The organism is Frankia casuarinae (assembly GCF_000013345.1).
Lineage (GTDB): Bacteria > Actinomycetota > Actinomycetes > Frankiales > Frankiaceae > Frankia > Frankia casuarinae.
In genome coordinates this window covers 5,255,165-5,268,010 of the sequence record NC_007777.1, presented here as the reverse complement: position 1 = coordinate 5,268,010, position 12,846 = coordinate 5,255,165, and the positions used below count along the sequence as shown (strand labels likewise).

The 12,846-nt window shown below is 71.1% G+C and carries 10 protein-coding genes and 1 riboswitch; of the genes, 7 read left to right on the top strand and 3 right to left on the bottom strand.

Going from position 1 to position 12,846, the window contains the following annotated elements; all coding sequences use genetic code 11:
• The first annotated feature begins 2 nt into the window (after positions 1-2).
• The 7 genes from folB (at position 3) to FRANCCI3_RS22265 (ending at position 8,418) form a co-directional block, all read left to right on the top strand.
• Positions 3-470: a dihydroneopterin aldolase gene (gene folB, locus FRANCCI3_RS22290; protein WP_011438760.1), complete on the top strand. Its 468-nt coding sequence runs from the start codon at positions 3-5 to the stop codon at positions 468-470.
• Positions 460-1,065 carry a 2-amino-4-hydroxy-6-hydroxymethyldihydropteridine diphosphokinase gene (gene folK, locus FRANCCI3_RS22285; RefSeq protein WP_011438759.1) on the top strand — a complete coding sequence of 202 codons (606 nt, stop codon included), beginning with the start codon at positions 460-462 and terminating at the stop codon, positions 1,063-1,065. The genes folB and folK overlap by 11 nt, the downstream gene beginning before the upstream one ends.
• Complete coding sequence (locus FRANCCI3_RS22280; RefSeq protein WP_011438758.1) at positions 1,062-1,499, top strand: DUF3180 domain-containing protein; 438 nt, start codon at positions 1,062-1,064, stop codon at positions 1,497-1,499. Before folK ends, FRANCCI3_RS22280 begins: the two co-directional genes overlap by 4 nt.
• A gap of 1,300 nt (positions 1,500-2,799) precedes the next feature.
• The gene (locus FRANCCI3_RS28475; RefSeq protein WP_023840655.1) at positions 2,800-2,946 is read left to right on the top strand and encodes a hypothetical protein; all 147 of its coding nucleotides are present in this window, start codon (positions 2,800-2,802) and stop codon (positions 2,944-2,946) included.
• A 421-nt stretch (positions 2,947-3,367) separates the two neighbouring features.
• Positions 3,368-3,883, top strand: coding sequence for a hypothetical protein (locus tag FRANCCI3_RS22275; protein ID WP_011438756.1), 516 nt, complete (start codon positions 3,368-3,370; stop codon positions 3,881-3,883).
• Positions 3,884-3,969: 86 nt separating this feature from the next.
• Positions 3,970-6,483 (top strand): helicase-associated domain-containing protein, encoded by a 2,514-nt coding sequence (locus tag FRANCCI3_RS22270; RefSeq protein WP_011438755.1) that lies wholly within the window; start codon positions 3,970-3,972, stop codon positions 6,481-6,483.
• A 297-nt stretch (positions 6,484-6,780) separates the two neighbouring features.
• Positions 6,781-8,418, top strand: a complete 1,638-nt coding sequence (locus FRANCCI3_RS22265; RefSeq protein ID WP_011438754.1) for a DNA repair helicase XPB — start codon at positions 6,781-6,783, stop codon at positions 8,416-8,418.
• A 52-nt stretch (positions 8,419-8,470) separates the two neighbouring features.
• Here the strand turns inward: FRANCCI3_RS22265 and FRANCCI3_RS22260 are convergent, their stop codons facing one another.
• The 3 genes from FRANCCI3_RS22260 to thrC form a co-directional block, all read right to left on the bottom strand.
• On the bottom strand, positions 8,471-9,019 hold the full coding sequence (locus FRANCCI3_RS22260; protein WP_011438753.1) for a Uma2 family endonuclease: 549 nt from the start codon (positions 9,017-9,019) through the stop codon (positions 8,471-8,473).
• 467 nt (positions 9,020-9,486) lie between these two features.
• Positions 9,487-11,109 carry a chaperonin GroEL gene (gene groL, locus FRANCCI3_RS22255; RefSeq protein WP_011438752.1) on the bottom strand — a complete coding sequence of 541 codons (1,623 nt, stop codon included), beginning with the start codon at positions 11,107-11,109 and terminating at the stop codon, positions 9,487-9,489.
• A gap of 328 nt (positions 11,110-11,437) precedes the next feature.
• Positions 11,438-12,715 (bottom strand): threonine synthase, encoded by a 1,278-nt coding sequence (gene thrC / locus FRANCCI3_RS22250; RefSeq protein WP_011438751.1) that lies wholly within the window; start codon positions 12,713-12,715, stop codon positions 11,438-11,440.
• An 8-nt stretch (positions 12,716-12,723) separates the two neighbouring features.
• A riboswitch (SAM riboswitch) is annotated at positions 12,724-12,840 on the bottom strand.
• Positions 12,841-12,846 lie beyond the last annotated feature (6 nt).

Below are 12,846 nucleotides of genomic sequence, written 5' to 3'. Positions count from 1 at the left end.
CGGTGACGGGCTCCGCAGCGGAGGTCGCCTCCCAATCGAGGGCCACGTCGCTCGACCGGATCACCCTGTCGGGGCTGCGGGCTCGCGGCTACCACGGGGTTCTGGCGGCGGAACGGGATCTTGGCCAGGAGTTCGTCGTCGATGCCACGCTGTGGCTCGACCTCTCTTCGGCGGCGTTCCACGACGACGTGACCCGCACCGTGCACTACGGCGAGCTTGCCGAGACCCTTGCCGGGATCGTCACCGGAGAACCCGTGAATCTGATTGAGACCCTCGCCGATCGACTCGTCCGCGCCTGTCTGCGGGACGGTCGGGTGATGCGGGCCGAGGTGACTGTCCACAAGCCCGCGGCCCCGATCGCGGTTCCGTTCGCCGATGTCGCGGTGACGATCGTCCGCAACCGGGTCGACGGCGTCGAGTCGGTGACCGCGCCGGCCGCGGCCGCGGGGGTCGTCACCGATGGCGGGTGACCGGATGATGACCCGGCCGGAGCATGCGGTGCTGTCGCTCGGGTCCAACCTCGGCGATCGTCTGGGCCGGCTGTCCGCCGCCGTCCATCGGCTCGACCGCGCGCTGGGGGTGCTCGCCGGCTCACCGGTGTACGAGACGGCACCCGTCGGTGGACCCGAGCAGGACGACTACCTGAACGCCGTCGTCCTGGTGCGCCCGGCACCCCCGCGTGATCTGCTCGAGGTCGTCCGCGAGGTGGAGGAACGGGCCGCGCGGGTCCGGGCCGTCCGGTGGGGCCCGCGAACGCTCGACGTCGATGTCATCGCGATCGGTGACCTGCGCAGTGACGACCCCGAGATCCTCGTGCCGCATCCCCGAGCACATCTGCGGGCCTTCGTCTGCGTGCCCTGGCTGGACGTTGATCCCGAGGCGACGCTGCCCGGGCACGGGCGGGTCGCCGATCTGGTCGCCCGGATGGCCGCGGGGAAGCACCCGGCCGGTCTGCGCCGGATCCCGTGGTCGCTGTCGGATCCCGTGGTCGAGGCGGATCCGGGGGCCGATGCCGTCACCGATCCCGCCGTCGGCGGCAGTGACGCCGAAGAGGCGGCCAGGTGAGACCGACCCGGGCACGTGATCTCATCGCGGTCGCGGTGGCGTTCGGGGTACTCGGGTACCTGCTGCTGTGGTGGGCGTACCGATCGATTCCCACGCTGCCGCGAACGGCGTCGGTGTCGGTTCTCATGATCGGTGCCATCGAGCTCCAGGTCGCATCCCTGACCCGTCGCCGGCTGGAGGGGCGGCCGGGAACGCGGCCGATCCTCCCGCTCACGGTCGCCCGGCTCGCCGCGTTGGCCAAGGCGAGCTCCGTCGTCGGAGCGGCGCTCGCCGGCATCTGGGCGGGTGTGTTCGGCTACACCATGCCCCGCACGGGGGAGTTCCCGACCGCGGGCGGCGACGCGCTCACCGCGGGTCTCGGGTTGGCTGCGGCGATGGTGCTGTTAACCGGGGGCCTCATCCTCGAACGGGTGTGCCGGGTCAAGAAGCGTTAGCCCGGCCCGGCCCGGCCCGGCTCCGGGAGGAATGTCCTGATGGAACACCGAAAAGTGGTGTGATCACCGATGGGCCGCCTGTTCCGATTCGTATTGGTAGGACTACTCTGGGGTAGATTGCGATATATGACCGTGGTCGGTGTCGGGGTTGTCCTGGGCCACCTCCGTAGGGTGGTGATTGTCGGCGTTGTTCGCGTCGTCGGTGGATGGTGCGGTGACGTGGCGCCCAGGCGCCGGGGGCGGGAAGGGGCGGGTGATGGTCGCTGAGGGCAGGAACTCGCACGGTGGCACGCGCGCGCAGCCGCGACTGAACCATGGTCGGGTGGACCATGGTCGGGTGGGCGATGGCGCCGATCCCGGCCCACCCGCCGGTCCGGTTCGCGACCCGGCGCGGAACTTCTCGGACCCCGTGCGTGATCTCCCTGCCAACGCGGCTCGGGCCGCTCCCCGGTCGGGTCCGGCAGCTGAGGGAACCGCCGCGCCCCGGCGCCGCCAGCCGTCCGAGGGCCGGATCGTCGCGTTCAGCACGCTGGCGACGAGATCCGCCAGGAGGCCCGAGCCCCGCCACTCGCCGCGAGCCGCCGCGCCGACGTTCGACGGACCGGCGTACGGTGACAATCCAACACCGTACGATATCGTACAATCTCATACAGTGACGCCAGCGCAGGTTGATCGGCCGGCCTCGGCTTGGCGGCCCCCGGGCGGGCCGGTCCCGCCCGGGGAGCGGCCCGAGCCGGCGCAGCGATCCGAGCCGGCGCAGCGATCCGACCATCGCGGCGGTTGGCCCGACCCACGCGGCGCGGGTGTCTCCCCGCCGGGTGGGGTCGATGCCCCCCGGCACCGACCCGCGTATTCCTCGTCTCCCCCGGACCCGCGCGCGCCGTCCGGGCTGGACCGGGGATCTCCTCCGGACCCGGACGGCTTCTCCCGGGGCGGCGGTCGGCCGGGTTCCGGACTTCGGCCGGGTTCCGGGCTACTGGACGAGGTCAGCTTCACCGGGTACCAGCACGCGATCAGGGACGACGGCCCACGGACCGCCGGGGAACCCCGGCGCGCCCCGGATCGGATGTCACCGGGCGCTGCCTCCGGCCGGCCACGAGCGGACCCGCCGGGACAGGGTCGGCGGGGGAGTCCTGAAGTCGACGGGCCGGATGCCGGCGACGCTGCCGCCGTCTCGGAGCCGGCCCGCCCGCACGGCCGCGTGGCCGGTAGCCGAGCCCGTACCCGAGCCGGTACCCGAGTCCCGGCTGGAGGGGGCCGCCAGCCGCGTAACCCGGTACTCAGCGCGATTCAGGCGGCGGTGCTCGCGGCGGTCCTCGTCGTCGGCGTCTCGCTCGGCCGGACACTGGCCCTGCCCGGTGACGCCGGGACGATGTCCCGGGTCGCGGACTGGGGACGGGTGAACCATCTGTCCTTCCTCGTGGATCAGTTCGACCGGCGTCGTTAGGGCTTGGACCGGCGCCGTCGGCGGAGATTGGGCTTCGCGGCTCAGGCCCGTAAAAAGTTCGCAAAGATGGCATACAACGCAGAGGTTTGTCGACCAGAGAGCGATTGTTGTCACCGTTGCCGTACTTGTCGCTTTATGGTCTCCATTGAGTATGATCGAAGCAATGTCCAGGTAACCTGTGGATCCTCGGCCACGCGGACCATCCGGGCCGGCGGAGCAGGAGAAGCGGTCCCGGCGAAATTGGTTGCGCCCAGTTTGCCGAATCCTCTTGCATCCGATGGCCCCGGGCGTGTGAAATCGGTATCGGTAGGTCTGTCGCATTCCGTCGACCTCGCCGCGAAGAGGCCCGTCTCGGGCATCCTGGTCGCCGATGTTCGGCCGAGCGCGCGTCCTGGCCTGCCAAAGCATCCAGGGAGGCCACGTGCGTCCAAGACCCGCACCTTCTCCTGCGGCACCCCTGACCGTGAACAGTGGCGGCCAGGGGCGGGTGGGCCAGGACCGGGCCGGGCAGGGCCATGCCGGCAACGGCCGGGCCGGGCAGCTCCCGGACGCCTCCGACGGACCCGGCCGGCTGCCCACCGAGGCCGAGGCCGCCGCGATCACGGCGGCGGTCTTCGACAGCCCGCTGGTGTCCAGGGTGTCGCCGGATGGTCTGCGCATCACCGGCATCCGCACCTCGACCGGCGCACCCGACTGGGCGTTTGCGGTGTTGTCTCCGCTGGGCGGTACCGATCCGGCGATCGCGGTACTGCGGTGGGACACCAGCTGCGGATGGGTGCTCGATCAGGTGGGGACGGCCCGGGTCGGGATCGGCGGTGGAGCGGCTGGACGGCACGACGACCTGCCGCGCGGGGCCATCACCCGTCGCCGCGGTGCCGGTGTCCGCCGCGGTTGCGAATCCGGCATCCGCCCAGGTGACGCGGCACGGCCCGGCTGAGCGACGGCGCCCTGTCGGCCTGGCGTCGCGCCAGCTACCGTCGTGAGGGTGTCGATGCCGGCCGCCGAGGCCTCAGGACAGCGCCCGTGACCCTTGTGGACTGGTTGCGTGCGCTTCCGGATCAGGCGTTGACCCGGCTCTTCCTCCTACGGCCGGACCTGGCGACGCCGCCCCCACCGGACTTCGAGGTGCTTGCGGCCCGCCTGGAGATCCGGGTCAGCGTGGCCCGCGCGTTGGAACGTCTCGACACGGGCGCCTGCGAGCTCCTGGAGGCGTTGACGATCCTTCCCCGGCCGGTGTCCCTGGCGGAGCTGACAAGGTTCTGCGGGCATTCGGAGGTGTCCGAGCCGGTGGGCCGGCTTCGTGACCTCGGGCTCATCTGGGGCGACGATGCCGAGCTGCGGGTCACCGGGATGGTCGTCGACCTCCTCGGCGTGCGCCCGCTGGGGCTCGGCCGTCCCGTGCGAGCCTGCCTGACGACGTACCGGCAGTCCCAGCTCGCCCGGCTCCTGACCGCGGCCGGCCTGCCGGTGCCCCGGGGCGCGGTCGACGAGACGACGACCGGGGTCGCCGTCCGGGAAGCGATGATCGACGCGTTGAGCGACGCCTTCGCGGACGCGGATCGGGTGCGGGAGTGGATCGAGACCTGCTCCTCCCGGGCGCGGCAGCTGCTGGACCGGCTGGCCGCGGGTCCGGCGCTCGGCGCCACCACGGAGGCGGGCCGGTTGCTGGGGGTGTCCGCGGCCCGAACCCCGGTGGAGGAACTACTCGCCCGCGGCCTGCTCGTCGGATTGGACGAGGAGACCGTCGAGCTGCCGCGCGAGGTTGGGCTGGTCGTGCGCGGCGAGCATCCGGCCGGGGTCCTGCACCCGCATCCGCCCGCCGTCGAGGGAGAGGTCGTCGGGGTGGCGGCGGTTGACGCCGTGGCGGCCCTGGCGGCGGACACCCTCGTCCGGTGGGTCACCACCCTGCTGGACGCTTGGGGCGCGAGCCCGGTCACTCCGCTGCGCACCGGCGGGTTGAGCGTGCGGGACCTGCGGGCCGCCGCGAAACTGCTCGACGTTGACGAGCGGACCGCGGCCTTCGTGGTGGAGCTGGCCGCGGCGGCCGGCCTGGTTGACGCGACCGCGGGGGTTGACGTCCAGTACGTGCCGACCACGGCCTACGACCGCTGGGGCACCGACCTGGTGGCGGCCCGGTGGGCCGTACTGGTCGAGGGCTGGCTGCGCTCGCCGACCGCCGCCTGGCTGGTCGGCGAGCGGGACGAACGGGGCCGGCAGATCGCTCCCCTGTCGCTGGACGTGCGGCGGCCGGCCGTGCAGGACCTGCGTGCCCAGGTCCTGCGGGCGCTGGCCGCGGCGCCCGCAGGGGTGGTGCCGACCGCGGAGTCGTTGCGTGCCCTGCTGACCTGGCGAGCGCCCCGGCGCGGCGGAATGCTGCTCGCCGGGATGATCGACGGAACGATCGTCGAGGCCGAGCTGCTCGGGCTGACCGGCCGGGGCGCGCCGAGCACGGTCGGTCGGTTACTCGCCGCCCAGCTCGACGCGGAGAACGCCGATCCGACGCGGAACGTGGGCGTGCCGAGCCGATCGGCGGCTGGTGATCCAGGGCTGTGCGTCAGGCTCGCCGACGCGCTTGCGCCGCTGCTGCCCGAGCCGGTCGAGGAGCTGCTGCTGCAGGGGGATCTCACCGCGGTTGCCCCGGGCCCGCTGGTACCCCGGGTGGCTGCGGAGCTGGCGCGGATGGCGGATGTCGAGTCCGCGGGCGCGGCCACCGTCTATCGGTTCTCCGAGGCCTCGCTGCGTCGCGGCCTGGACTCGGGCCTGGTAGCGGAGGACATCCACGCGATGCTCGTCCGTCTCGGTCGAGGCGGGGTGCCGCAGGCCCTCACCTATCTGATCGACGACACCGCCCGGCGGCACGGCCGGTTGCGGGCCGGTCCCGCCGCGAGCTACCTGCGCTGCGAGGACACGGCGCTGCTCGCCGAGGTGGTCGCCAACCGGCGTACCCAGGCGTTGGGGCTGCGCCGGATCGCGCCGACGATCGTCATCTCCCCACTGCCGACCGCGGAGATGCTCGCCGGCCTGCGCAACGCCGGGTTCGCCCCGGTCGCGGAGGCCCCGGACGGGCGGGTGGTGCTGCGCCGGCCCGCCGCCCATCGGACGCCGGCGCGTCCCCGCGCGGCGTCGGTCGACGTGGCCGACACCCGGATCAACCAGCTGCGCGACGTGGTCCGGCTGGTCCGCCGGGGCGACGACAGCGCGCGGGCGGTCCGGGCGGCCGGCGAGGTTCCCGGCATCGAGGTCGGGCTCACCCGGTCCGCGCCGTTGATCCTGGTGCTGCTGCAGGGAGCCGTCCGGGACCGGCGCCGGGTGCTGCTGGGCTACGTTGACCAGCAGGGTGCGCCGAGCGACCGGATCGTGCGGCCCACCGTCGTCGAGGGCGGCTGGCTCACCGCGTGGGACGAACTCAGCGCCGGCCCGCGTCGTTTCGTCCTGCACCGGGTGACCGGCGTCGCTGACATCGACGACGCGTTCGGCGGACCGCCGGTGGCGGCGGACTGGTCGGCCGCCGCGGAGGATCTCGCCGATCCGCCATGAGCCGGGCGGGCCGGTGGGCCGGTGGGCCGGTACCTGTACCGGTACCGGTGTGCCCGCTTGCCCGCGGGACCCGCGGTGGTTTCGGTCGGGCTTCGGCCCCTCTGGTTACCGTGTCGGTGGTCGGCTGTACCGTCGAAGGGCGCCGGTGAACGAGCAGCGCGCCGCCGGTGTGATCGTGCCGGTGCTACGCCGGTGGCCCGCACCGCACCGATCGGTGCAGGGCGGCTCGTGTTGGTGGTTCACTGATGGGTCGATACCCACGGCGGAACCTACGGCGGACGGAAAGGGCGGTGGCGGGTGACGGACGGCCCGTTGATCGTCCAGTCGGACAAGACGTTGCTGCTCGAGGTCGAGCATCCCAGTGCTGTCGAGGCGCGGTCGGCCATCGCTCCGTTCGCCGAGCTCGAACGGTCTCCGGAGCACGTGCACACCTATCGGGTGACGCCGCTGGCGCTGTGGAACGCCCGGGCCGCCGGTCATGACGCCGAGCAGGTTGTCGATGCGCTGGTTCGCTTCTCCCGTTACGCCGTGCCGCACGCCCTGCTCGTCGACATCGCCGACACGATGGATCGCTACGGTCGGCTGCGCCTGGAAAATGACCCGGCCCACGGGTTGGTGTTGCGTGCTCTCGACCGGGTGGTGCTCGTCGAGGTGGCCCGGGCCAAGAAGGTCGTGCCGATGCTCGGCTCCCGCATCGACGACGACACGATCGCCGTGCACCCCTCCGAGCGCGGCCGGCTCAAGCAGGTGCTGCTCAAACTCGGGTGGCCGGCGGAGGATCTCGCCGGCTACGTCGACGGCGAGGCGCACCGGATCGACCTGCGCCAGGACGGCTGGGAGCTGCGCGACTACCAGAAGGGCGCGGTAGCCGGGTTCTGGGAGGGCGGGTCGGGGGTCGTCGTGCTGCCTGCGGGCGCCGGGAAGACCATCGTCGGCGCCGCGGCCATGGCCCAGGCCGGGGCGACCACGCTGATCCTGGTTACGAACACGGTCGCCGGCCGGCAGTGGCGGCACGAGCTGCTGCGCCGCACCTCGCTGACCGAGGAGGAGATCGGCGAGTACTCCGGGGAGCGCAAGGAGATCCGGCCGGTCACCATCGCCACCTACCAGGTGATGACGGCCCGGCGTAAGGGCGAATACCTGCACCTGGAGTTGTTCGGGGCCCGGGACTGGGGTCTGATCGTCTACGACGAGGTGCATCTGCTCCCGGCGCCGGTCTTCCGGATGACCGCCGACATCCAGTCCCGTCGTCGGCTCGGCCTGACCGCGACCCTCGTCCGGGAGGACGGCCGGGAGGGCGACGTCTTCTCGTTGATCGGGCCGAAGCGGTATGACGCCCCGTGGCGGGAGATCGAGGCACAGGGCTGGATCGCGCCGGCGCAGTGCACCGAGGTGCGCGTCACGCTCACCGAGGACGAGCGGATGGCCTACGCCGTCGCCGAGCCGGAGGAGCGGTACCGGATGTGTGCCACCGCCCGCAGCAAGCGGGCGGTGGTGGAGCGTCTCGTCCGCCAGCACTCCGATGACCGGGTGCTGGTGATCGGCGCGTATCTCGACCAGCTCGACGAGCTCGGGGAACTGTTGGACGCCCCGGTCATCCAGGGTTCCACCCGTAACCGGGAGCGGGAGCGACTGTTCGAGGCGTTCCGGACCGGGGAGATCACCACACTGGTCGTTTCCAAGGTCGCGAATGTCTCCATCGACCTGCCGGAGGCCGGGGTGGCCGTGCAGGTCTCGGGCACGTTCGGTTCCCGCCAGGAGGAGGCCCAGCGGCTCGGTCGGGTGCTGCGGCCCAAGGCCGACGGCCGCACGGCGCACTTCTACACGGTGGTGGCCCGCGACACCCTTGACCAGGAGTACGCGGCGCACCGCCAGCGATTCCTCGCCGAGCAGGGCTACGCCTACACCATCGTCGACGCCGACGACGTCTGCTAGCCCCGCACGGGCCTTCGGCGGGCTTCCCGGGGTAGCGGTCGGCGTCGCGCCATCACTCCGAGTCGGGCGGGTCGATCAGCTCGGCCGGCTGGATCGCCACCGGAAAGGGCTGGGTGGCGGTGAAGGTCTCCTTCCCGCTGACCGTGCGGGTGGCGAGGTACGCGTCGGCGACCAGGTCGTACGCCTCGATGGTGGCGGTGTCCGGGTCGATCAGCCAGCAGGACGGCACGCCGCGTTGCCGGTAGAGATCGAGTTTGAGGGTGCGGTTGTAGCGCCGGGTGCTGGCGTCGGCCACTTCGATGACGAGGGACGGGGTGTCCCGGAACCGACGGCCGGTGTCACCACTCGCCGCCGCCACCACGACGTCCGGCACGAGCAGACTGCGGGGGGACAGCTCCACCCCGATCCCGGCCGGCAGGATATGAGCTCCGGAGGTGGCCGTGTCCGCCAGGATCCGGACCAGGCGCGCCGTGACGCGGGCCCGCAGCGGTGTCGGCCATGGTCGCAGGACGCACAAGCCGTCCAGGAGTTCGAACCGAGCGTCGTCATGCCCGCCCGTGTCGAGATCTTCCACGGTGACCGGGGGGGTGGGAACGGTCATCGAGGGGCGATGGGAGCGCGGCTGTGCGGGGGCCTGAACCACGATGGCTATCGTGCCTGTTGCCGTGGCCGCTGTCTAAAGCTGGCATGCGTTAATTGTCCGTGTCGCGACAAAAGGTCGAAGTCTAACGAAGACGACCTTCGAATTGTTCAAAAGGAGTGATATAAAGCTCTTGTCTCTTGGATTACCCGATGATAATTTGGTCGCCGTCGATGGCGGCCGAGAAGAGCGTTCTTGGAAAGATCGTCTTTGGGAGTGCCTTCCGGCGTTCGCTCCGTCCCGAGTGGCGCCCGGCTCCCACGCCAGAGAGCTTGCCCCCGCGGAACCTCCCGTCCGCGGGGGCAAGCCTTTCCCCGCACGGAGCCTTCGGCCGTGATGCACGGGCGAACGCACGAGGGCGGCCCCGGGAGAACCGGAGCCGCCCTCGTCCAGACGGTGGTGCAGGGTACAGCGGGTGACGAGCTGGACTAGAAGTCCATGTCGCCGCCGCCGCCCGGGACTGCCGGGGCCGGGTTCTTCTCCGGCTTGTCGGCGATGACGGCCTCGGTGGTGAGGAACAGGCCGGCGATCGACGCGGCGTTCTGCAGGGCGGAGCGGGTGACCTTGGCCGGGTCGATGATGCCGGTGCCGATCAGGTCGACGTACTCGCCGGTGGCCGCGTTCAGGCCGTGGCCGGTCGGCAGGTTGCGGACCTTCTCGACCACGACGCCGCCCTCGAGACCGCTGTTGAAGGCGATCTGCTTGATGGGCGCCTCGAGCGCGAGCCGGACGATGTTGGCACCGGTCGCCTCGTCGCCGGACAGGTCCAACTTCTCGAAGGCAGTGATCGACGCCTGGAGCAGCGCGACGCCGCCACCGGCGACGATGCCCTCCTCGACAGCGGCCTTCGCGTTGGACACCGCGTCCTCGATGCGGTGCTTCTTCTCCTTGAGCTCGACCTCGGTGGCCGCGCCGACCTTGATGACGGCGACGCCGCCAGCCAGCTTCGCGAGCCGCTCCTGGAGCTTCTCGCGGTCGTAGTCCGAGTCCGACTTCTCGATCTCGTTGCGGATCTGGCTGACCCGACCGGCGATCTGGTCGGGGTCGCCGGCACCCTCGACGACGGTCGTCTCGTCCTTGGTAACGACAATCTTCCGGGCACGGCCGAGCAGGTCGAGCGAGGTGCTCTCGAGCTTGAGGCCGACGTCCTCGGAGATGACCTGACCACCGGTCAGGATGGCGATGTCGCCCAGGATCGCCTTGCGGCGGTCACCGAAGCCGGGGGCCTTCACCGCGGCGCTCTTGAAGGTGCCGCGGATCTTGTTGACGACCAGGGTGGCCAGCGCCTCGCCCTCGACATCTTCGGCGATGATCGCCAGCGGCTTACCGGTCTGCATGACCTTCTCCAGCAGCGGGAGCAGGTCCTTGACCGCGGAGATCTTGCTGTTGACGATCAGGATGTACGGGTCGTCCAGGACGGCTTCCTGACGGTCCGCGTCCGTGACGAAGTACGGCGAGATGTAGCCCTTGTCGAAGCGCATACCCTCGGTGAGCTCGAGCTCGAGGCCGAAGGTGTTGCTCTCCTCGACGGTGACGACGCCTTCCTTGCCGACCTTGTCGAGCGCCTCGGCGATGAGGCCGCCGATGGCCGAGTCACCCGCGGAGATGGACGCCGTGGAGGCGATCTGCTCCTTGGTCTCGACCTCCTTGGCCTGCTTGGACAGCTCCTCGGAGACGCGCTCGACCGCGACCTCGATGCCCTTCTTCAGCCCGAGGGGGTTGGCGCCGGCGGCCACGTTGCGCAGACCCTCGCGCACCAGGGCCTGGGCCAGGATGGTGGCGGTGGTGGTGCCGTCACCCGCGACGTCGTTGGTCTTCTTCGCGACTTCCTTGACGAGTTCCGCGCCGATCTTCTCGTACGGGTCCTCGAGCTCGATCTCCTTGGCGATGCTCACACCATCGTTGGTGATCGTGGGGACGCCCCACTTCTTCTCCAGCACGACGTTGCGGCCCTTCGGCCCGAGCGTGACCTTGACCGCATCGGCCAGCTGGTTCATGCCGCGCTCCAGGCCGCGCCGAGCCTCCTCGTCGAAGGCAATGATCTTCGGCATGGTTTCTGGGTCCTCCCAGTGGGATGGCAGGTTCGATGGCCTGGCCCTAACGACGCCCGCGACGGACGGCTCCCGCCTGCTCCGGACCCGGGTGATGCACCTCGGACACAGCGCGGATCGGGCAGCCTCGCCGTTTCAGCCTTGGCACTCCCTAGGCGAGAGTGCCAGGTCTTGTTTAGCACTCGGCCTGGGTGAGTGCAAGCTGGCCCATGGTTCCGCGTGCCCGACGCCGATCCCCCGCGGCACCCCGCCGTCGTCCGCGGCCCTTCCGTTGGTCCGGCGTGGTCCACGAAGTTCGTCGAATGCGCTGTGCCGTGCCGGGCCCGAGTCAGTCGTCGCCGAGGCCGGCGGCCTCGAAGGCGCGCAGCGACGGCTTGATCGTCGCGGTCGGTCCGCCCGTCTCGACGAGGGGGTCGAGCGTCTTCAGCCCATCGCCGGTGTTGTAAAGGACGGTTTCGGCGGCCGGGTCGAGCAGCCCCTCGCGCAGCAGCCTGCGCAGGGTGGCCACGGTGACGCCACCGGCCGTCTCGCCGAAGACGCCCTCGGCGCGGGCGAGCAGCCGGATCCCGTCGATGATCTCCTCGTCGGTCACGTCCGTGATAGCCCCGCCGGTCCGCCGAGCCACGTCGAGGGCGTAGGGGCCGTCGGCCGGGTTGCCGATCGACAGCGACTTGGCGATTGTGGCGGGCCGGACCGGGGCGACCGTCTCGACGCCGCGGGCGAACGCGGCGGCCACCGGGTTGCAGCCGGCCGCCTGCGCACCGAACACCCTGTACGGCGTCGGCTCGACCAGGCCGAGCCGGCCGAGCTCACCGAAGGCCTTGTCGATCTTTGTTAGCAGTGAACCGGAGGCGATCGGCACGACGACCTGCTCGGGCAGCCGCCAGCCGAGCTGCTCGGCGACCTCGTAGCCGAGCGTCTTGGATCCCTCGGCGTAGAAGGGGCGGACGTTGACGTTGACGAACGCCCATTCGTACTCTCCGGCCAGCTCGCTGCACAACCGGTTCACGTCGTCGTAGTTGCCCTGGATGGCGACCAGCGTCCCGCCGTACACCCCGGTGGAGACCGTCTTGCCAGCCTCGAGGTCGTGCGGTACGAGCACCACCGAGCGCAGCCCGGCACCGGCCGCGTGCGCCGCCACCGACTGCGCGAGGTTGCCCGTCGAGGCGCAGGCGACCGTGGTGAAGCCCAGCTCACGGGCGGCGGTGAGCGCCACGGAGACGACCCGGTCCTTGAAGGAGTGGGTGGGGTTGGCGCTGTCGTCCTTGATATAGAGCGTCTTCATCCCCAGCTCCGCGGCGAGCCTCGGGGCCGGGCGCAGTGGCGTCCAGCCGGCCCCGAGGGAGACCCGCCGCGCCGGGTCATGCCCGGCGGGCAGCAGCCCGACGTAACGCCACAGGTTCGCCGGACCACGTTCGATGGACTCTCGGGTCACACGAGCCAGCAGGTCCGGGTCGTAGGCGATTTCCAGAGGAGCGAAGCATTCCACGCACACATGCGTAGGGGACAGCGGGTAGGTGGCGCCGCAGTGCCGACAGGACAGCGAGACCGCGGGGTTCGCGACCTCGAGGGTGGGACTGGTGGCACGCTCGGGCGCGAGTGTCATGAAGAAGCTCCTCATCTTTCCCGGGGCAGTCTGCCACCAGGCCGGAATTAGCACCTGCCGCGCACGGGATGCGGGTGGTTGCCGGGGCTTCGCTGGGCCGTTCCCTCTGCCCCTCTGGATGAGCCAGATGA

Excerpts from the sequence above, each read along its gene's own strand:
- folK (WP_011438759.1), top strand. The coding sequence starts at position 460 with ATGGCGGGTGACCGGATGATGACCCGGCCGGAGCATGCGGTGCTGTCG.
- FRANCCI3_RS22260 (WP_011438753.1), bottom strand. The coding sequence starts at position 9,019 with ATGACCGTTCCCACCCCCCCGGTCACCGTGGAAGATCTCGACACGGGC.
- groL (WP_011438752.1), bottom strand. The coding sequence starts at position 11,109 with ATGCCGAAGATCATTGCCTTCGACGAGGAGGCTCGGCGCGGCCTGGAG.
- thrC (WP_011438751.1), bottom strand. The coding sequence starts at position 12,715 with ATGACACTCGCGCCCGAGCGTGCCACCAGTCCCACCCTCGAGGTCGCG.